Annotated in this window: 17 protein-coding genes; 14 read left to right on the forward strand and 3 right to left on the reverse strand. The window is 43.2% G+C overall.

The genetic code is table 11. The annotated features are described in order from the left end of the window. The first annotated feature begins 1 nt into the window (after window position 1). Together B7P33_RS06395 and B7P33_RS06400 are read left to right on the forward strand one after the other, a co-directional pair. Entirely contained in the window at window positions 2-2,011 is a 2,010-nt protein-coding gene (locus tag B7P33_RS06395; protein ID WP_097441137.1) for an ORC-CDC6 family AAA ATPase, read from the forward strand. A gap of 3 nt (window positions 2,012-2,014) precedes the next feature. Continuing rightward, window positions 2,015-3,001 (forward strand): hypothetical protein, encoded by a 987-nt coding sequence (locus tag B7P33_RS06400; protein ID WP_097441138.1) that lies wholly within the window; start codon window positions 2,015-2,017, stop codon window positions 2,999-3,001. A gap of 156 nt (window positions 3,002-3,157) precedes the next feature. On the opposite strand, the gene B7P33_RS06405 is transcribed toward B7P33_RS06400, so the two are convergent. After that, entirely contained in the window at window positions 3,158-4,234 is a 1,077-nt protein-coding gene (locus B7P33_RS06405) for a tyrosine-type recombinase/integrase (RefSeq protein ID WP_172435872.1), read from the reverse strand. A 435-nt stretch (window positions 4,235-4,669) separates the two neighbouring features. On the opposite strand from B7P33_RS06405, the gene B7P33_RS19815 reads away from it, so the two are divergent. The 3 genes from B7P33_RS19815 to B7P33_RS06420 all read left to right on the forward strand — a co-directional run bounded on the left by B7P33_RS19815 (window position 4,670) and on the right by B7P33_RS06420 (window position 6,388). After that, on the forward strand, window positions 4,670-4,768 hold the full coding sequence (locus tag B7P33_RS19815) for a GIY-YIG nuclease family protein (protein ID WP_141402407.1): 99 nt from the start codon (window positions 4,670-4,672) through the stop codon (window positions 4,766-4,768). Between the two features lie 258 nt (window positions 4,769-5,026). Next, a complete protein-coding gene (locus B7P33_RS06415; protein ID WP_097441141.1) occupies window positions 5,027-5,287 on the forward strand; it encodes a GIY-YIG nuclease family protein in 261 nt (86 codons plus the stop codon). 195 nt (window positions 5,288-5,482) lie between these two features. Beyond that, window positions 5,483-6,388 carry a dihydrodipicolinate synthase family protein gene (locus B7P33_RS06420; protein WP_097441142.1) on the forward strand — a complete coding sequence of 302 codons (906 nt, stop codon included), beginning with the start codon at window positions 5,483-5,485 and terminating at the stop codon, window positions 6,386-6,388. A 4-nt stretch (window positions 6,389-6,392) separates the two neighbouring features. On the opposite strand, the gene B7P33_RS06425 is transcribed toward B7P33_RS06420, so the two are convergent. Beyond that, window positions 6,393-7,115, reverse strand: a complete 723-nt coding sequence (locus B7P33_RS06425; RefSeq protein WP_097441143.1) for a FadR/GntR family transcriptional regulator — start codon at window positions 7,113-7,115, stop codon at window positions 6,393-6,395. Between the two features lie 97 nt (window positions 7,116-7,212). Between B7P33_RS06425 and B7P33_RS06430 the strand changes: the two genes are divergently transcribed. The 4 genes from B7P33_RS06430 to B7P33_RS06445 are packed head-to-tail and all read left to right on the forward strand — an operon-like array spanning window position 7,213 to window position 13,211. After that, window positions 7,213-8,370, forward strand: a complete 1,158-nt coding sequence (locus B7P33_RS06430) for a n-acyl-d-glucosamine 2-epimerase (protein WP_097441144.1) — start codon at window positions 7,213-7,215, stop codon at window positions 8,368-8,370. 13 nt (window positions 8,371-8,383) lie between these two features. Beyond that, on the forward strand, window positions 8,384-9,523 hold the full coding sequence (locus B7P33_RS06435) for a sialidase family protein (RefSeq protein ID WP_245871685.1): 1,140 nt from the start codon (window positions 8,384-8,386) through the stop codon (window positions 9,521-9,523). Window positions 9,524-9,529: 6 nt separating this feature from the next. Beyond that, window positions 9,530-12,130, forward strand: coding sequence for a sodium:solute symporter family protein (locus B7P33_RS06440; protein WP_097441145.1), 2,601 nt, complete (start codon window positions 9,530-9,532; stop codon window positions 12,128-12,130). Between the two features lie 58 nt (window positions 12,131-12,188). Continuing rightward, window positions 12,189-13,211, forward strand: coding sequence for a S1C family serine protease (locus B7P33_RS06445; protein WP_097441146.1), 1,023 nt, complete (start codon window positions 12,189-12,191; stop codon window positions 13,209-13,211). Here the strand turns inward: B7P33_RS06445 and B7P33_RS06450 are convergent. After that, window positions 13,198-13,911 (reverse strand): S1 family peptidase, encoded by a 714-nt coding sequence (locus tag B7P33_RS06450; RefSeq protein WP_097441147.1) that lies wholly within the window; start codon window positions 13,909-13,911, stop codon window positions 13,198-13,200. The genes B7P33_RS06445 and B7P33_RS06450 overlap by 14 nt on opposite strands. A gap of 159 nt (window positions 13,912-14,070) precedes the next feature. On the opposite strand from B7P33_RS06450, the gene B7P33_RS06455 reads away from it, so the two are divergent. The 5 genes from B7P33_RS06455 (at window position 14,071) to B7P33_RS06475 (ending at window position 20,888) form a co-directional block, all read left to right on the forward strand. Continuing rightward, window positions 14,071-14,505 carry a hypothetical protein gene (locus tag B7P33_RS06455; protein ID WP_097441148.1) on the forward strand — a complete coding sequence of 145 codons (435 nt, stop codon included), beginning with the start codon at window positions 14,071-14,073 and terminating at the stop codon, window positions 14,503-14,505. Window positions 14,506-14,579: 74 nt separating this feature from the next. After that, window positions 14,580-15,764: a TolC family protein gene (locus B7P33_RS06460; protein ID WP_097441149.1), complete on the forward strand. Its 1,185-nt coding sequence runs from the start codon at window positions 14,580-14,582 to the stop codon at window positions 15,762-15,764. 12 nt (window positions 15,765-15,776) lie between these two features. Continuing rightward, window positions 15,777-16,301, forward strand: coding sequence for a hypothetical protein (locus tag B7P33_RS06465; protein WP_097441150.1), 525 nt, complete (start codon window positions 15,777-15,779; stop codon window positions 16,299-16,301). Continuing rightward, window positions 16,301-17,779 carry an efflux RND transporter periplasmic adaptor subunit gene (locus B7P33_RS06470; RefSeq protein WP_097441151.1) on the forward strand — a complete coding sequence of 493 codons (1,479 nt, stop codon included), beginning with the start codon at window positions 16,301-16,303 and terminating at the stop codon, window positions 17,777-17,779. Before B7P33_RS06465 ends, B7P33_RS06470 begins: the two co-directional genes overlap by 1 nt. A gap of 10 nt (window positions 17,780-17,789) precedes the next feature. Continuing rightward, a complete protein-coding gene (locus B7P33_RS06475) occupies window positions 17,790-20,888 on the forward strand; it encodes an efflux RND transporter permease subunit (RefSeq protein WP_097441152.1) in 3,099 nt (1,032 codons plus the stop codon). The last annotated feature ends 11 nt before the right edge of the window (window positions 20,889-20,899 follow it).

The following is a 20,899-nucleotide window of genomic DNA, read 5'->3' on the forward strand; positions in this document are numbered from 1 at the left end:
TATGGAAAATAGACGAAATCCTTTTCACGAAATTTATCTCACCGAGTCTATTGGTTCAGAAAACTTCGTACAGCTTTTTAGCCCATATTTGGTTGACAATGCATTAGCTTTATTTGAGCCCGGTCATGTAATTTTAAAAGGGCTTCCTGGTACTGGAAAAAGTATGTTACTCAGTTTGTTAAAACCAACTATTAGAAAAGCCTATTACATAAACAATAAGGAGTTTCCTGTGCCTAGCAACCTAAACAAATTTATCGGAGCAGGTATAAATTTGAGAAGAAGTGGTGTTAGCGACTTCGGTCAGAGGCCTATTAATGTTCAAAAAGGCTTCGAAGAATCTCCGTATTACTTTGCCGATTATCTAAACTATTGGATTGTACTAGATATAATAGATTCGATTGAACTACTAGGTGATAAAAATTATGAACTAGGAAAAGAAATCGGAATAGATTTAAATGAAAGTAAATTAGAAGTTTTCACAAAAGAATTGTGCCTCGATCCATGCTGGAATGGTTTTTTAGATGATGTTTCAACCTTTTTAGGTTTGAAACAAAAATTGGATTCGAGAATCAGAACTTACCGCAATTTCTTAAATTATAATATAGATGCTTTACCTGTAGAAATCCAGTCGACAAAGACCGTAATTGGTTATCCAATGACAGTCGTTTCCAAACTTCTTCGATTTTGTAAAATTATATCTGAAACCACGGAAGTCTTTGTCAGAATTGACCAGTATGAAGAATTGGCATGGCTTGAAGGTATGTCTGAAAAGACATATAAATTGTACCAGCAAATGATTCATAAGCTATTAGCTATGCGAGATACTTCCGTATCTTATAGATTAGGGACTCGACATTTTGCATGGAATGAAAATGGGTTAATCTTTGGTACTTCTGCCCGATTAGAAAAAGGAAGAAATTATATAGACATCTCAATAGACGCCCTGTTAAAAAGAAAGGAAAATAGACGGACTTGGATATTTCCAGATTTTGCTGAAGATATTCTAACTAGGCGAATAAAGTTATCGGGAATCGATTTACCAAGAAATAAAAAGCTTCTTTTAGAAATATTTGGAAGAAGCGGTAAACCTGAAGATGTTGCTAAGCTTTATTTGAAGACCAATAGATATAAAGCTTTAAAACTCAATAGTGAATGGCCATCACAATGGAATTCTTTTCTTAAAAAACTAGCAAGTGAAAACCCACTCGGTGCTCGATTAGGTGAAGCTTGGGTTCGCCAACGAGGCAAACACAAAAAAGAAGTGATGTATAATATTCCCGTAGAATTGCCATATCCGTGGGAAAAAAAATGGTGGAAAAAAGAAAGATTATCCCAAGCCTTAATTCAGATTGCATCGAGAAATAATCAACAATTGATATGGTATGGAAGAGAGGATATACTTTCCTTATCGGGAAGTAACATTTTAGCATTCCTTCAAATATGCCGAAGCATTTGGGATGTATGGATTAGAGACACTCAAAATGACAAAGATTTTACAGATTTAGTTAGTTTTGATAGAGAAATTCAAACTATCGGCATAATCGAAGCCAGTAATGCTTGGCACGAAAATATATCTATGGAGAAAGGAGGCAAACAAAGAAAATTGTTTATTAGTTTTCTTGGCTCCTTTTTTCATAAAACACTTGTGGAAGATTTAGCCATGTCCAATCCTGGACATTATGGATTTTCTCTTGATGTGGAGGAATTAGAAAAGGAAACTGAATTAAAAAAATTCCTTAATGAAGCAACTGATTACGGCGATTTGTATGATGCCCCGCATACATCCAAATTAAAGGATAAAAGGGAAAGAATAAAATGGTATTTAAATCCAATTCTTTCTCCAAAATTTAGACTGCCTTCAGGCCATACCAAGGAACCAATATATACGACCACCAACATTGTGAATAACTGGCTCACCAGTTGCAAAAATGGTAAGTTCAATAAAAAAAATCTATCCAACAAGAAAAATGGCAACAACAATTCTAGCGGCCAAATTTCTTTAAATTTATAAGTAATGCTAGGTGAAAAATTCAGGCCATGGGGTGAATTCTCATGGCTTTTCTCTAAATCAGACCCCTTGGAATGGAATATTGTAGGTTGCATATCATTTGAAGACAGATGTTTTGGAATTCTACAAAAATTTCCAACAAACCAAATTTGCCGAAGACTCTTTTTCAACATCAATCCTCCGCACTCAGACTTTATAATTCCGCAGGTAAACAAAATCCAAGCAAACTATTCAATGTTAAAAGCTTTAGGCCTTCGGGATAGTGAGATTATAAATGTAAATCTTTTGGAAAATGTTGATTCATTTCTTAGACCACTCAATTCGTTTCTAAATGAATCAAATGGTAATATTGTTCTGGATATCTCAAGTCTTCCAAAAAGATTTTTTTTCCCAATGTTAAAAATCATTTTAAAAAATGATAATCTCAATAACCTAATTGTTACTTATACAAAACCTAAAAAATATACCTCGGAGGAACTATCTTGGGATCCTTCAGATTGGAGTCATATCCCAACTTTCATGTCGACAGATTACAGAAATGAAAAAATTAGTTTGGCAATTGTTTCCGTTGGTTTTGTACCCTTAGGACTTCCAAATTTACTTACAGGTAAATACAGTGACGCTGAGGTTAAGCTGTTGTTTCCTCATCCACCAGGTGCTCCTCATTATCAAAGAAATTGGGAGTTTGTTCGAAGAATTTACCAATCTTACCCAAGAATATCCATTAACGAAATGCAAAGAGTTCATGCCCTTGATACATCTGATGCATTTAACAAGCTGTCAGACTTAACGAACAATGGAAGTTATAAATCAATACTTGCCCCTTATGGTCCAAAACCAAATTCTTTAGCGATGGCCCTTTTCGCAATTGAACATGGTGTAGCTGTAGTATATACTCAACCAAGGTTTTATTCTCAAAATTATTGTACTGGAGTTAAAGAATCGTATGCGTATTGGATTGTGAATTCAAAGAATAAATTGTACACCGTTTAAACTATACTTCTGTGCATTTATTGATTTACAAAAATGTTTAATCCTACCTTTACATAATCCCCAAATAACTATTAATGTGGTTTTTATCTTATGTAAATAAATCGTGCCAAATCTATTTTCAGGATTAATTCAAACTTCCTGAACCTGCTTATTCATTTAAACGGTAGCTCCAAGAACTAATTCATTGGCATCATCCAAAGTCTTGTTCCCAAAGGATTTTAAATAAATCTCTGTGGTTTTAAGGGAGCTATGGCCAAGTCCCTCACTGATTATTTCTGTTGATATTCCTATATGCTTGGCAATGGTTGCCCATGAATGCCGAATGGTATAGGTGGTAAGGTTTTCATTAATTCCCGCATCTTTGGCCAAAACCTTTAGCCTTTTATTCATTCGGGTACGATAGGTCTTGTAGGTTTCATACATTTCCGTTGAGCCATCATATTTAACTGGAAAAAGAAAGTCATCCTTTCGTTTTCCATGGATGTAATACTGAAGGATATCAAACAATTCACGGGTAATTTTAACTGATAACGGATCACCAGTCTTACTTCTCCCATAATACAATCGGTCCTCAAAGATATTCTTCATTCTTAGTTTAGTAAGATCAATAAAGTTCATTCCCCTGCAATTAAACATTATCATGGTATAATTTCGGGTATGCCAAAGGATACTCCCCTCTTCATAACGAAGGTTACGGATAGCTTGAATACACTTGATGTCCAAAGCACGCTTTTTTGTAGGCGGAGTCGACGGAAGTCTATAATAATGGAAAGGGTTTTTGGGTACACTCAGCTTATCTTCATAAATAGCACTATTATAAATGGCCCTTACTGCCCTCATATATGAACTGATTCCCCCATTGGCCGTCCCCTGCGATGAAAGGGCTATCTCAAATTCCTTCAAGAAAGTAACATCGATATCTATTAGGGGAATATCCTTTCCCTGATTAAACTTGACAAATGCCCTAATACTGCTTTTATACCAAGCACCCGTGCCCGGGCTATTCGTCTTCAATTTTCTGTTGATCATTACCCCACCCCATTCCTTGAGGGTGATCCTATTTCTCATTTTAAGTTTTAGTGCGTCGTCAATTTCATCTTCCCATGATTCCTGGATTTCTTTTACCAAAAAATCGATATCCAAATCGGAAATGCGCTGTCCAAGTTTATGGATCAATTCTTGGGCCTTCTTCGATTTGGAAAAAAGGTCCCTATTAATGGATTCACAATCCAACCCGAAATTTGCCGATACGGACTTTTTCAGGCACTCCCTTTTTTCATCCCAACCTTCCTTCGTAGTTGAATAGGGGAGTCTTAACAACCTCGTCTTCCTATGAAATACCCGTACGGAAATCGGATACCGTTTCGTCCCGGAAATGGCTGAACTTTTTCGTTTATCCAATATTAGTTTTACCCTTGCCACAGTATTTTCTTTGCCTTCAAGTTATGGAAAATTCTGCTCACTTTTTGCTCACTTTTTATTGATATCAACTGAAATCAATTAAAACCAAAAACAATGTAATATTCTGATTACGTGTAGTTTATGTTGTTTTTTGAGATTATCAAAAATGCAATTTTGGAGTCTGGCAGGCAAGAGGTCACCGGTTCGACTCCGGTATTCTCCACCAAAAGCACCGATAACTTCGGTGCTTTTTTCGTTTATGTCCCTATGGATTACTTCGTATACATTATCTATAGCCAAACCTTAGATCGCTACTACATAGGCCATTGCCAAAACATTCAAGAAAGAATTCAGCGCCTCAATTAGGGCAATGGGGCCAGCTACACCAAAAAAGCCAAGGATTGGCAATTAAGATATTCCGAAGGTTTCCATACTAGGGCAGCTGCAACCCAAAGCGAACTAAGCATCAAAAAGAAAAAGAGCCGGAAGTATATCGAATGGATTATCGCCAATAATAATCACGAATAGAGCGTCCCGACACAGGTCGGGAATGTCACCGGTTCGACTCCGGTATTCTCCACCAAAAGCACCGATAACTTCGGTGCTTTTTTCGTTTATTGCCCTATGGAATACTTTGTATACATTATCTATAGCCAAACCTTAGATCGCTACTACATAGGTCATTACCAAAACATTGAAGAAAGAATTCAGCGCCACAATCAGGGTAACGGGGCCAGCTATACCAAAAAAGCCAAGGACTGGGAATTAAGATATACCGAAGCTTTCGATACCAGAGCAGAGGCCAATCAACGCGAACTGAGCATCAAAAAGAAAAAGAGCCGGAAGTATATCGAATGGATTATCGCTAATAATAATCACGAATAGAGCGTCCCGACACTGGTCGGGAAGGTCACCGGCCTGTTCCTATAAAAATCGGAATCTGGTTTCTCTATCATATTTTTCCTCTTTTAAAATCCACATCAACACTGCCCAGATTACTTTCGACATCAAAATTAAATCCGATTTGGTATAGATTTGTTAGTTTTGTAAATATGTATAACATATTAACATAATTCCATTATGCCCAACCTAATCGCTGCCACCTACGCCCCATTACAGTCAAATGGTACCCTTCAATTAAATGGAATTGAATACTACACAAAATATCTAACCCACAACCGTATAAAAGGGGTATTCGTAAATGGATCGACCGGAGATTTCGTATCACTCTCCATTCAAGAGCGAAAAGAACTGCTAACGGCCTGGCATCAAAACAAGCCAAATGGTTTTCAAATCATTAACCATGTAGGTCATACTAGCCTACCCTTGGCCCAAGAGTTAGCGGCACATTCCATAGGTAAGGCAGATGCCATTTCGGCTTTGGCCCCGTATTACTACCCCATAACCAACAATAATCTTTTGATACAGTACTGTAAATCGATTGCCGAAGCTGCCCCAGAGCTTCCATTTTACTATTACCACATACCTGTCTTATCTAAAATCCAAATCGACATTGTTGCATTTATGAAGCGTGCAAAAACAGAGATACCCAATTTTGCAGGACTCAAGTTTACCGAAAACAATCTAATGGGTTTTACACATTGTTTACATAACTCAACAGATAATCAAAATATAATGTTTGGTGTCGATGAAATGTTTTTACCGAGCCTTGGGTCAGGAGCTCATTCTTGGGTAGGAAGCACCTATAATCAAATAGCCCCGCTCTACCAGGCCATAGCTAATTCCTTTACCGTGGGGCAACACCAAAAAGCGGCCTCTTTACAACAAAAAGCCATACGATTTGTAGAGATTTTGGTGGCCTACGGTAGCTTTTTGGGTGTCGCTAAAGGGCTTTTGGATTATCTTGGTTTACCCTTGGGCCCAAGCCGTTTTCCCCATACCAATCTCACGACCAATGTGTATTCAAAAATTATGCGGACACTGGAAAACGAAGGAATTGCACCCTATTTGGGCAACCTGCCCTAATCCTTTATTTATCGAATGTCTGTAACACCCTTTCAAAATGGGGTTCTAGATGACGTCTCATACCTTGCCTGAACTTTTCAGGATCCCCCTTTTTCAATAGATCTAAAAGATCAGCATGCGAAACAAAAGCATCGCCACTATAATCATACGGATACAAATCGGGTAACATGGTCTCGTGGACATACCTAAAAACAGGTAGCAGCATATCTTGGAACCTGTATAAAGTTTCGTTCTTCGATATCCCATACAAGGTACCATGAAAGGCCACCTCTAATTCCATTGCAAAAACCGTAGCATCCTGATTTTGGGTCTGTTCTTCGGCCACGATACGTTCCAAGGCCTCAAAATCGGTATCTGTTATTCGGGCAAATAGAAAATCGGCCATGCCCATCTCCAATATCAAACGCAACTCGAAAATTTCCTTGAGGGTATCTTTGCTAAGCATATTGGAATCTAACACCTTGCCCAAATTCGCTATTAAATCGGGTTGGGTCAATACCATGCCCCTGTGTTTTTTCGAATCTACCATGCCTATGGCCCGTAGTCGTAACAAGGCCTCCCGAACTACCGTCCGGCTTACCCCTAAGGCTTCGGCGAATTCCATTTCTTTCGGAATGGCATCCCCGACCGTTAAGCGGTTTTCCTTGATATAATCTTTGATCCGCAACTCTACCCGATCCACCAAGGTTAAGGAAGAAAGCGGTTTTAGGTTATCTAAACTGGCCATATAGCTACATCTGAATGTAAAACTATAAAAAAACCGTAATTTAATGAGTAATTCTTCTATTTTTGTATTATGTATTACATATTAACAACTCTGTAATATGGATTCATTTGCGACATTATATAAAGAAGCCTTATTTTCCAATGTAATTTCCTTTTGGGAAAACCACTCCGTTGACTGGAAAAATGGAGGTTATTTTAGCTGTCTTGACCGTTCAGGAAAAATTTACGACACCGATAAATTTATTTGGCTACAGGGTAGACAGGCTTGGACCTTCTCCATGCTCTATAATGAGGTTGAAAAAAATCCGGCATGGCTCAACATTTCACAAAACGGAATTACCTTTCTAGAACAAAAAGCCCGCAATCCTAAGGGCAAATTTTATTTCTCGACCATGGCCGATGGCCGGCCTTTGGTAGCTGCCTACAATATATTTTCGGACTGTTTTGCGACCATGGCCTTTGCCCAATACGGAAAGGCCACCCAAGACGCCCATTATATGAATTTGGCCAAAAGCACATTCGACCAAATTTTGGCACGCCAATCGAACCCAAAGGGTAAATACGAAAAAAAAACAGGGAACAGGCCCCTAAAAGGCTTCTCCCTTCCCATGATCTTATCCAACCTCGTTTTGGAATTAGAGCATATTCTGGATTCCGATACGGTAGAACACACCTTGGACCAATGTATACATGAGGTTATGCAAGTGTTTCGGGACAAAGAAAGCGGCTTAATCTATGAAAATGTCTATCCCGATGGCAAAAAAAGCGATTGTTTCGATGGGCGTTTACTGAACCCGGGCCACGGTATAGAAGCTATGTGGTTTATGATGGATATCGCCAAAAGGCGCCAAGACCAAACCCTAATGGATCAAGCTATAAGTAGCGTCTTATCTATTCTAGACTATGCCTGGGATCCCGAATTCGGTGGTATCTTTTATTTTATGGACAGTAAGGGCCACCCGCCCCAACAACTGGAATGGGACCAAAAATTGTGGTGGGTCCATCTAGAAACCTTAGTAGCCTTGGCCAAAGCCTACGAACATAAACCAAGTGCCGAAATAAAATCCTGGCTTCAGAAGGTACACAATTATAGTTGGCAACACTTTGCGGACCCCGAAAATGACGAATGGTTCGGTTACCTCAACAGACGTGGTGAGGTACTATTGGATTTAAAGGGAGGCAAATGGAAAGGCTGTTTCCATGTGCCCCGGGCCCTATACCAATGCTACCAATCCTTTGAAAAATCTAATATCTAAACTAAATTTTGATATGAAACCAATTTACTCCCTCATTGGCCTCGGACTCGTTCTTTTTCTCTCCGCCTGTGGTTCTAAAAAGCAAATGGCATCCACCATCATCAATACACCTTTTACCATTGATCTTTTTAATAAAGAAATGAACGACTCGGTATCTTGTTACCGCATTCCGGCCTTGATCACGGCCCCAAATGGCGACTTAATTGCGGCCATAGACGAACGGGTACCTTCATGTGGAGATTTAAAGTGGAGCAAAGACATTAATATCGTTTTACGTAGAAGTTCGGACAACGGAACCCACTGGGGGCCCATTGAGACCATAGTAGATTTTCCTTTGGGTCAATCGGCTTCAGACCCTTCTTTTATACTCGATCAAGAAACCAAGACCCTTTTCCTTTTTTATAACTATATGGACCTAGACAAGGAAAAAGATGTGTATTACCTGCACTATGTAAAAAGCACCGACAATGGCAAAAGTTGGAGTAAACCTATTGATATAACCGCACAGATCGCTAAACCCGAATGGCATGGCGATTTTAAGTTCATTACCTCTGGCCGAGGCATTCAGACTCAAGATGGCACCTTGTTACATTGCATGGTAAACCTTGATAATGGCATGCATGTGTTTGGAAGCAAAGACCATGGGAATACCTGGTTCTTGAACGACGTGCCCATTGCCCCAGCCAACGAATCCAAGATAATTGAATTATCCGATGGCCAATGGATGGTCAATGCCCGTACCAATAAAAAGGGTCACCGTTACATTCACCTTTCCAACGATAAAGGAAAAACCTGGAAAAGCCATGCCGATAGTACTTTGATAGACCCCGGTTGCAATGCCAGTATCATTCGTTACAGCAGTAAGGCCCAAGGCGATGACAAAGACCGACTATTGTTCTCCAATGCCAAATCGGTGGACAAACGCATACAAATGACCGTAAGAATCAGTTATGATGAAGGTAAGACCTGGAGTGACGGTAAAACCATAGATGCCGGTTTTTCGGCCTATTCATCCATGACCGTTCTCGACAACGGACAAATTGGGTTATTCTATGAAGCAGAAAAACATGCGAGCAATCCATTTACCCGATTCTCTTTGGAATGGCTTACCGACGGTGTGGATAAAACCCCAAAAAAGTACAGAAAACGATAGCCCCCAATGGCCATGCCCCCTAAACATCTCCTTTGGTGCCTATTAATCGGTGTTCAACTCCTTTTAGGGCAAGAAAATCGATTCTTTACATCTAATCCAATAGGTGTATTACCGTCGCATGGTTCACAACCGTCTATAGGTTATGCCGGTATGTTGGGTGGGGTTAACCAAGGGGTTCTTATTGCGGTCGGGGGTGCCAACTTTCCGAAGGGAATGCCCTGGGAAGGTGGTCCAAAAGTGTGGAGCGATGCCATTTATATATTCGTAGACGATGTTTGGCGGGTAGCTGGGCAAAAATTGAACCAGCCTTTAGCCTATGGTGCCTCGGTAACACTAGATTCGGGTATACTTTGCATAGGGGGTGAGGATGGTAAAACTACCTTGGATAGCGTTTTTCTCTTATCCTATGATTCGGAATCCGGAACAGTTACACAAACCCCTTGGCCCGCTTTGCCAGAACCTTTGGCCTATACCGCCGCTGCGAAACATAATGGTTATGTATATGTGGCCGGAGGTAAAAATGACTTGTCCAGTGTTCAATCAGTATATCGTATTGCCATCAAAAGCCCCACAAGCTGGGAACGATTACCCGATTTTCCCGGTTTATCAAGGGCGGTACATGCCTTGGCCATTCAAGAAGCCCGGGAAGAAACTAAACTATACCTAATAGGAGGAAGGTCTATATCCAAAGGCAAAAAATCGAAACCCTTGGCATCCGTAGTTTCATATGGCATTACTAGTGGTATCTGGCAACATGAAACCCCTATTCAAATAGATGGCCAAACCCAAATAAATATGGGGGCCAGCGCCATGGCCTCGGGGTCTATGCATATCGTGCTTTTTGGCGGATCGGACGAAAAACTCTTTAACAGACTGGAAACCTTGGCCCTAAAACTACCCAAGGTTCAAAACGATAGTGTTAAGACCCAATTATTGCGGCAACGCGATTCCCTGCTGGTCCATCATCCGGGTTTTTCGCGAGATCTTTTGGCCTATAATACCATCACCCAAACATGGTCTAAGGTACAAAGCATGCCCACAGGCCTGCCTGTTACCGGCCTATTGACCCAAAACAAGGATCGGTACTATATGATTTCGGGAGAAATTTCACCTGGGGTCCGTAGCCCTAAAACTTGGGTATGGCAGACCAATTACCAAACAAATTCTTTTGGTTTCTGGAATTATTTGGTCTTGGCACTTTACCTTTTGGTTTCATTGGTGATAGGTGTTTATTTTTCGAAACGTCAAAAATCAACCACCGATTATTTTGCCGGAGGCGGCCGTATTCCGTGGTGGGCATCGGGCTTAAGTGTATTTGGCACTCTGTTGAGCGCCATTACCTTTATGGCCATTCCGGCCAAGGCTTTTATTACCGATTGGTCGTACTTTTTTCTGAACATGGCCGCCATTGCCATTACCCCCGTAGTGGCCTACCTATTTCTCCCTTTCTTCAATAAACTAAACCTACGTACGGCTTATCAGTACCTCGAAGATCGCTTTAATTATACCGCACGTGCCTTTGGCAGTTTGGCCTTTATCTTGTTTCAATTAGGTCGTATCGGCATTGTATTATTACTGCCTTCTTTGGCTATATCTATAGTCAGCGGTATTCCTGTGGAGACCAGTATTCTAATTATGGGGGTATTATGCATTTTGTACACCACATTCGGCGGTATAGAAGCCGTGATTTGGACAGATGTATTGCAGGTAATCGTACTTATGGGGGGCAGTATTTTGGTGGTTTGTTTAGTAGTAATGGATTCTGGTGCCACCGTAGGTGAGATGTGGGATTTGGCCCAACAAAAAAACAAACTCAACCTACTCGATTTCGACTTTAACTTTACCGATACCACCTTCTGGGTCGTATTTATCGGTGGCTTGGCCTCGGCTTTGATCACCCAAGGTACCGACCAAACCATTGTACAACGCTATTTAACCAGTACCGACCTAAAAGATTCGCGAAAAACCTTGTACACGAATGCCGTACTCACCTTACCTGCCAGTCTCTTATTTTTTGGTTTGGGTAGCCTCTTGTTCCTTTTTTATTCCGAACAACCCCAAGCCTTAAGCCCTACCCTTTCAAACAACGATGCCCTTTTACCCTGGTACATTGTACAAGAATTACCTGTAGGTGTAGCAGGTTTATTGATTGCCGGAATTTTCTCTGCGGCTATGTCGAGTATAAGTAGTAGTCTAAATTCGGTGGCTACCGCCTATTGTAACGATTTCCATAGTCGGTTTGCCCATGGCGTATCCGATACCCAATTACTCAAAGTAGCCCGATATGCCACTGTAGTAACCGGTATACTAGGGTTGGGCTTGGCCCTTTGGATGGCCCATTCAAACATAAAATCGCTCTGGGATCAATTTTATAAATACCTAGGTTTGTTTACCGGTGGACTTGGGGGCTTGTTCCTTTTAGGTATGCTCACCAAACGGGCCCATGCGACAGGGGCTTTATTCGGTTTACTATGCAGTGCCCTGATAACTTGGTATGTAAGCGCCTATACCCAAATCCATTTATTAATGTACGCCCTTATTGGTTTGGTGAGTTGTTATATTTTCGGGTATGTATTCAGTTTGATTGTTCCGAAAACAAAAAATTAAGTGGGATTTTTGGGGGTAATGTGTATTTTTATTTTCACAACCCTTTCATATAAACTCCATGAGGCGCAACTTCCAACAATCGATTTCGGTACTAGTTACTCTATGTTTTATTCAGTGGGGATTTTCCCAAAGTCTAGTCAAACTTTTTAATGAAGTAAACCCAGCTGTGGTTACCATAAAAACCACCCAAAAGAAACTGAACAACAACCATCAAATGTCCTATCAGGGCGGTTTGGGTTCCGGGGTAGTCATTTCTGCGGATGGGGAAATATTGACCGCTTCCCATGTGGTGGATCAGGCCGAGCAGATTTCGGTAAAATTCCATAACGGCCAAGAGATTCCGGCCAAGGTATTGCGCTCGGCTCCTGTGGCCGATCTGGCCCTGATCAAATTAGGTTATGTACCAGACTATTTAAAGGTGGCCAAACTTGGTGACTCTGACAAAACCAAAATTGGGGAACAGGTGTTTATCATCGGTGCCCCTTTCGGATTGGAGCATTCTTTATCAGCGGGATATATCAGCGCCCGTAAAGCCGAAAAGACCCGGACATCGGGCTTTACCGTTAACGAATTCTTTCAGACCGATGCGGCCATCAACACCGGAAACTCCGGCGGGCCCATGTTCAACTTGAAGGGGGAGGTTATCGGTATTTCGAGTTATATCATTTCAAAATCAGGTGGGTTTCAAGGCCTTGGATTTGCCGCCACGGTAAATCTGGCCAAAGAGCTGGTAATTAACGGAAACCGGCGTTGGACAGGTATCAAAGGATATCTTTTAGATAGTAAAACGGCCTATTTACTCAATGTACCCACAGGCAGTGGTATTTTGGTTGAATCGGTAGTGGATCTATCGCCAGGCGATTTTGCCGGCCTACAAGGCGGTTTTGAAAAAGTAATCATGGAAGGCGTAGAGGTTATTTTAGGCGGTGACATTATACTCGGTATCAATGGAGAGACCATAACCGAGGAAACCTTTGAACGTTTGGCACGAAACACCGGGGAAGTTTCCGAGAAAAAGTCGTTTACACTTCAGGTACTACGCGGGGGTGCAATTGAAGAATTGACCCTTAATTTTCAATAGCGGCCAATACCTTTTTGACATAATCGGTCGATGCGGGCTCGAAGACCATGGCCTCCGTTTCAGCATTAAAATATCCCATAGAGACTATGCCGACCAGCCTCCCCTGTACATCGAATACGGGACCACCGCTACAACCATTGTATTTCGCCTTGGGCACATCTAATTTCAGGTTCCCGGCTTTGGTAAACCCTAAGAAGCTGCCTCTTACCCTAATGGGTTCCATTTCAATAGGTGTATAGGGAAAGCCAGTAAAATAGAGCGTTTCCCCAGATTTTAAGGGTGATTTTCGCAGTTCAAATACCGCTACATGTTTTGGAAGGCTGTCCGGGGCCTTAAAAATTAACCAATCATGGATCGGCATACCGTCCAATTTTTCGTTGGGGTCTTCATTAACCAGTTTCCCTGCCCTAATAACCACCCTTTTCGACCCGCGATTTACAAACCGCCAAGCTTCCAACTCCTCGCCAAAACCGATTCCTTTCATACGATCGGTTTTCGCAAAGAACAACACATGCTTTGCCGTACAGAGGTACACCGTATCAGCATAACGTAACAAAAAACCACTACCCGCATGGGGGTTGTTGAATCTAGTTTCGGTAAAACGTACATCACAAACAAAAACCGAGTCTATCTTCTGCTGACCCCATCCCAATACAGAAAAACCTAGTAAAATACACAAGAAAACCAATGCGCGTTTCATGTCTTTTTTGGGGCCAAAATATCCGATTTCCCTTTATTAAACGACCTAAAATAGGTCAATTCAATAATCAAGACATGATTTTAACAGCTTGTTTCCCATGACAGTATTAACCCAATTTTACCAAAAAGCTTATTGACTTTTTATATTTTTGCCCACGGTATGTCGTATTTCGCACGGTTTAAGGCCTTTTTACTTCTTGGTATTACCGCCATTATGGTGGTACATAGCTCGGTGCCACACGACTTTCATGTCCACCAAGCTACGGAGCATGGGACGCATTCCCATACCTTAGTTGACCACCATCATCACCATCATGACCACAGTACGGAAGATCTCTCCAATACTTCCCATGGTCATCCGGCACAACAAAGCTATCATTCGCATAGCGATCACTCCCACGAGTATGTGCTGTCTGGCAAGACCCAATTAAAAAAGCTAAAGCTTACCCAGTACCTTTTACCAAGGCCCAATGCGGTAAGTACCCTAGAATTCTTTAAGACCCAAAAAGGTTCCTTTACCCTTTGGAACCTTCCCAAACCCGACGAACCCGATGGTAATTCAGGTGCGCCCCGGGCACCCCCTGCGCTAGGATAATGCTTTACAATGAAGTGGTCGCACTACTTCTATTACGGGCTTTGGCCCTAAGTATTATTCCTTAATCAAATCACATGAAAACAAAATATGTGTTCGCTTGCTGCGGATACTTTTTTGCCATGGGCCTATTTGGGCAATCGCCGGGTCTGCAAGAGGTATTACGTAGTATCGAACAAAACAATACGGGCTTACAGGCCCTGGCATCCCAAATGGAAGGGGAAAGCCTCGCCCTAAAGTCGGAAAACAATCTGCCCGATCCCGAGATCACGGGTTATTACCTGCCTTGGGGCAACCATAGTACAGGGAATTATTCCGAAGTGGAGCTAAGCCAGAGTATGGACTTCCCGACGGTCTATGGCAAACGGGGGCAATGGATAGAGCAGCAGAAAAACTTGCTCGGTCTACACTATGCCTTGGAGCGGCAAAATATTTTGCTGAAGGCTCAAAAGACCTATATAGAACTCTCGATCTTAGATCGGAAGATCGGGCACGAGTCGGAACGCTACAAACAGGCCAAAACGGTTTACGAACAATTGTCCAAAAGTTTCGAAGCCGGGGAAGCCGGTATTTTGGATTTCAATAAGGCCAAACTGGTATGGATGGGCAAACGCTTTGTTCTCGATCAACTGGAACAGCAACGCCAAAGCCAATTAGCCAAATTACAATGGCTCAACGGCGACCTACCCCTTAAATTGGAAGCGGTTAGCATGCCCCCCATGGCGGCACTACCGCAGTTTGAAACCCTTTGGGTCAACAAACTGCAAAACGATCCAGAACTTTTGATCCCCCAGGGTAAAGAAGATCTGGCTCAGCGTAGTATTGCCCTGGCCAAGGCCAAATCCTTGCCCAAATTAAGCTTGGGATACAACTACCAAGGGGTGCAAGGTGAGAACCACTCGGGCCTGTTAGGTGGTTTAAGTATTCCGCTTTGGAATAGTAAAAACAAGGTGAAATCGGAAAAAATGAAATGGGAATCACAAAAAGTGACTACCCAGCACAACGAAAGCAACCTAAAACTTACTGCCCAAACGGCCTATGATCGCTATATGGTATTGTATACCAAATGGGAAGCCTATACCGAGAGCTTGCTTAGCCTGAACTCAGAGGCCCTTTTATTAAAGGCCTATGCCCTCGGTGAACTGTCCTATCTGCAATACCATCAAGAAATCCAATTTTATCAACAAGCCCAAGAAAAGCAATTGCAAATGGAAAAAGAGTTGCATTTGACCCGGGCACAATTATTAAAACATCAACTTTAAAAAGAAATCAAAATGAAAGTTTTACACAGTATTCTAGCACTAGCCTTAGTATTCACCTTGAGCTGTAAAGATCAAAAAGCGGCCCATAGCCACGAAGGCGAACACGGTCATAGCCATGCCGAAGATGGTTCGCATACCGAAGCGAACGAACAAGAGCAATTTACCCTTACCGAGAAAGATGGGGAGAATGAAGCTACCCCAACCTACGACCTCAGGGAAGATACCGTAGAGGTCTTGGTTCCGGCCCAAAGCGCCTTGGAATATAAATTCGAGATCGAAAAAGGGGGCAGCTTAGGTTACGAATGGAGCGCCACTGCCACTTTGATCTATGATTTTCATGGTGACCCAGATCCAAGCCTTGGTTTTGAAAAAGGATATTATCGCACCTATTCCAAAGGAAAGGCCCAATCAGATGCGGGAACCGAGGAAATGCCCTATTTGGGATCCCATGGTTGGTATTGGAAAAACGAAAGTGACCAAGACATAACCATTAGCCTACAAACCAAAGGGAGGTATAAAGTCTTAGGCTTGAAATAATGAAGCAGTACATATTAATGTGGTCTTTGGCCATGCTCTTTGTAGCATGCCAGACCAAGCAGGCACCGGAAGCCGCTCCGGAAATGCCTAGGGAGTCCCGTACCGTCTGGACACCCAAAACCGAACTTTTCGTAGAATTTCCGGTACTCATAGTGGGCAAAAGCAGTAGGTTTGCCGCCCACCTGACCTATATGGATGGGCATGATCCCGTAACCAGTGGTACCGTCACCCTGAGTCTCGTCAAGGGAAGCAAAGGGGTTCGCAACCAAGTGAAATCCCCCTCGGATCCCGGTATTTTTAAACCGGTGATCAAACCTACCGAAGCCGGAATGCACGATTTGGTATTTGAGGTCAGCTCCAATGGGTTTACTGACCGTATCGAAGTAAAAAACGTGGAGGTCTTTGCCTCGGAAACGGAAGCCTTGGCCACGGTAAACGAGGCCGATGGGTCGGCATCGATACCATTTTTAAAGGAACAGGCTTGGAAAATGCCCTTTCAGACCGCAATGGTGAAACGCACTCCTGTTTATAGTAGTGTAGCGAGCTATGGTATATGGAAAGTATCGCCCATGAACCGTACGAATCAAGTGGCCACCGCATCGGGTACGGTTACCTTTGCCAGGCCCGATTTGGCGCAGGGAGCCCAGGTTACCCAAGGCGAATGGCTTATGACCCTACAGCCTTCGGGTATTACCGATTCAAATTTGGCCTATACCATTGCCCAGGCCCAAGCCGATTTTGAGCAGGCCAAGGCCGAATACGAACGTAGACAAGAACTCTACCGATCCAAGATTATTTCAAAGGCCGCTTTCGAAGCCACCGAACAAAAGTTCAAAGTGGCCCAAGCCGCTTATAAGAGCTTAGGGACGGTTTCCTCGACCGGAGGTATCAGGATAACGGCAAAACAATCGGGATACATTGGTCAATTGGCTGTTAGCCCGGGCGATTTTGTTACTGCCGGAAACGATCTGTTCAGCATTAATGCCAAAGGCGAACATCAATTGGAGGCCTTTGTAGCACCAGGGTATTCCCAGGGGTTACAAACGGTACAAGATCTTTGGTACCAAACCCAGGGCGAATGGCGTAGCCTAAGCCAAAACAGCGGAAAGATATTATCGGTGAGCCAAGAGGTAAGTGCTACCCAACCGCTGTTATCGGTTTTTGCCCAGGTATCCGATGCCTTGGATATTCCGAGTGGTGGTACCAGTGCCGTTCAAATAACCTATGGCGATGGCACACCTTATACCGTGGTACCCGAAAGCGCCCTTTTGGAATCGTATGGGGCCTATTCGGTTATCGTGCAGTTATCGGGCGAAGGTTTTGAACGGCGCGATGTGCAACTAGGCCCTCAAAATGGGGGTACGGTAGCCATCACCGCTGGTCTGCAGGAAGGGGAAGTGGTTGTCTCACAAGGCGCCTATCAGGTAAAGATGGCGTCTATGTCGGGGGCAGCCCCTGCTCACGGACACGAACACTAAATGCAAGCTTATGTTGAATAAAGTATTAGCATTCGCCCTGCATAACCGATTGGCCATATTATTAGGGGCCGTCTTGTTGAGTTTGGTAGGTATCTATTATACCAAGACCATGAACGTAGACGTCTTCCCAGATCTAACGGCCCCCAAGGTCACCATTATGACCGAGGCCCATGGCATGGAGTCGGAAGAAGTCGAAAAACTGGTCACCTACCCCTTGGAAACCGCCATGAACGGGAGTCCGAACGTAAGACGTATCCGTTCTTCGTCTGCGGCCGGAATTTCCATAGTATGGGTAGAATTTGAGTGGGGCACCGATATTTATAGGGCCCGCCAGATTGTTAACGAACGTATTCCCATGGTGCAGGAGAACCTACCCGAAGGAGTGGGTACGCCTACCATGGCCCCTATATCGTCTATCATGGGCGAAGTAATGTTATTGGGTATACGGTCTGATAGTATTGCACCTATGGAACTGCGAAGTTTGGCCGATTGGACAATCCGACCCCGGATAAAATCCATTGGAGGTATTGCCAACGTAATCGTCCTAGGAGGCGACTATAAGCAATATCAGGTTATGGTAGACCCCAATAAACTGGCCCATTACGGCATTTCCATGACCCAGGTTTTGGAAAAAGTCAGGAGGGCCAATACCAATGCGCCCGGAGGTGTTCTTAAACAATATGGCAACCAATTTATTGTTAAGGGAAACGGTAGGGCCTATACCGTAGGGCAACTTCAAGAAAGTCTGTTGGAAACCCGTAATGGGTACCCCATAAAACTAAAAGATGTTGCCGAGGTCCGTATTGGTGCCGCCGACAAGATCGGCGATGGTTCAATGAATGGCGAATCGGCCATTATCATGACCATCTCTAAACAACCCGATGTAAACACTTTAGATCTTACGGCCCAATTAGATGCGGCCATTGCCGGTCTAAAGCAACAATTACCAAAAGGGGTACAGATCAATAGCCATATCTTCCGTCAAGCCGATTTTATCCAAGCCTCGATAGACAACCTCCAAATGACCCTATTGGAAGGGGCCTTTTTTGTAATCTTGGTACTCTTCATCTTCTTGATGAACTGGCGTACCACATTGATTTCACTCTTGGCCATTCCCATTTCGTTGCTGGTGACCATTATCGTACTCCAAGCCATGGGTTACACCATAAATACCATGAGTTTGGGCGGTATGGCCATTGCCATCGGTGCCTTGGTAGACGATGCCATAATCGATGTAGAGAACGTGTACAAACGCTTGCGGGAGAATTTTAAAAAACCAAAGCCAGAGCGTTTGCCCATTCTCGAGGTCGTCAGATTGGCCTCCATTGAAATACGTAGTTCAATTATCGTAGCCACCTTGATTATTATCGTAGCCTTTATACCCCTTTTCTTTTTGGGCGGTATGGAAGGTAGGTTGTTACAGCCCCTGGGCATCGCCTTTGTAAGTTCGGTACTGACCTCACTCTTTGTGGCGGTAACCGTTACCCCGGTACTTTGCTCTTATTTGTTGGGTAATGGCAAGGTTTTGGCCAAGAAAGCCGAGGGCACCCGAATTGAACGCGCCTTACAAAAAGCCTATGGCCAACTATTGGAAAAGGTATTGGCGGTTCCAAAACTGGTTATTGGCGCCACGGTATTGGTATTCATGGGCAGTTTGCTGCTCTTTACCCAATTGGGACGCAGTTTCTTGCCCGAATTCAACGAAGGTTCTTTGGTAATCAATGCTACCGGGGTGCCCGGTATGTCCTTGGACGAAAGCAATAAAAATGGTCGCTTGATCGAGCGCTTACTATTGGAGATGCCCGAGGTCGTAGCCATAAGCCGTAGAACCGGAAGGGCCGAATTGGACGAACATGCCCAAGGGGTAAACGCTGCTGAGATCGATGTACCTTTTCGTTTGAACGGAAAATCAAAGGCACAGTTTTTTGAAGAGGTACGAAACAAGCTCAGTTTGGTCCCTGGGGTAAACATAGCCTTGGGGCAACCCTTGGCCCACCGTATTGATCATATGCTGTCGGGTACCCGGGCCAATATTGCTGTAAAGGTTTTCGGGCCGGACCTGCAACGTCTTTTCGAAATCGGTTCGCAAATCGAGACCGAGATCAAATCCATTGAAGGTATAGCCGATGTGGCCGTAGACCAACAGATCGAAGTTCCCCAATTGCAGATCAAACCCAACCGACAGTTATTGGCGGCCCACGGTCTAACGGTTTCCGATTTTATGACCCAAATGGATATCTCTCTAGCTGGTGAAAAAGCTGGGGAAGTCTATGAAGGCCAACGCTATTTTGATATCATGGTGCGTTTACGTCCCGAAAGTAGGGAAAAGCAAGACCTCCTAAGACAGGTACCGATCGTATTGCCACATGGTTCCAATTTACCCATATCGGAACTGGCCGAAATTCGTTCGGTGAGTAGTGCGAATACCATAAGTAGGGAAAATGTGGGCCGTAAAATCGTAGTGGCGGCCAATGTACAGGGTCGAGACCTTCGATCGGTGGTAGCCGACATACAAAACCAGGTAAAGGAAGCTATCGACCTTCCGGAAGGTTACAGTGTGGTATATGGGGGTCAATTCGAAAGTGAGACCAAAGCCAGTAGGCTCTTATCCATTTCGGCAGTACTGGCCATCATCATCATTTTCTTGCTATTGTACTACGAGTTCAAGAATTGGCGCTTGGCCACTATTGTTTTGGTAAACCTGCCCTTGGCCCTTATTGGGGGAATCCTTATCGTATACTTTGGCAGTGGTATCGTTAGCATTGCCGCTACCATAGGTTTTATCAGTCTTTTCGGTATTGCCACCCGAAACGGGATTTTATTGGTAAGTAGGTACGAAGACCTTAAAAAGGAAGGCTACTCGGGAAGGCACTTGTTGAAAGCCGGGGCTTCGGATCGTTTAAACCCCATTCTCATGACCGCCCTGACCACAGGTTTGGCCTTAATTCCTTTGGCATTAAAAGGGGAAGAGGCCGGTAATGAGATACAAAGCCCCATGGCTATTGTAATTCTTGGTGGTCTATTATCCGCCACCTTGTTAAACCTCTTGGTAATACCTTGTGTTTACGCCCTTTTCGCAAAAAGCGATAAGGTGTTGTATAACAAATAAATGCCGTTAAA

It is taken from the genome of Sediminicola luteus, from assembly GCF_002514735.1.
Classification (GTDB): Bacteria; Bacteroidota; Bacteroidia; order Flavobacteriales; family Flavobacteriaceae; genus HQA918.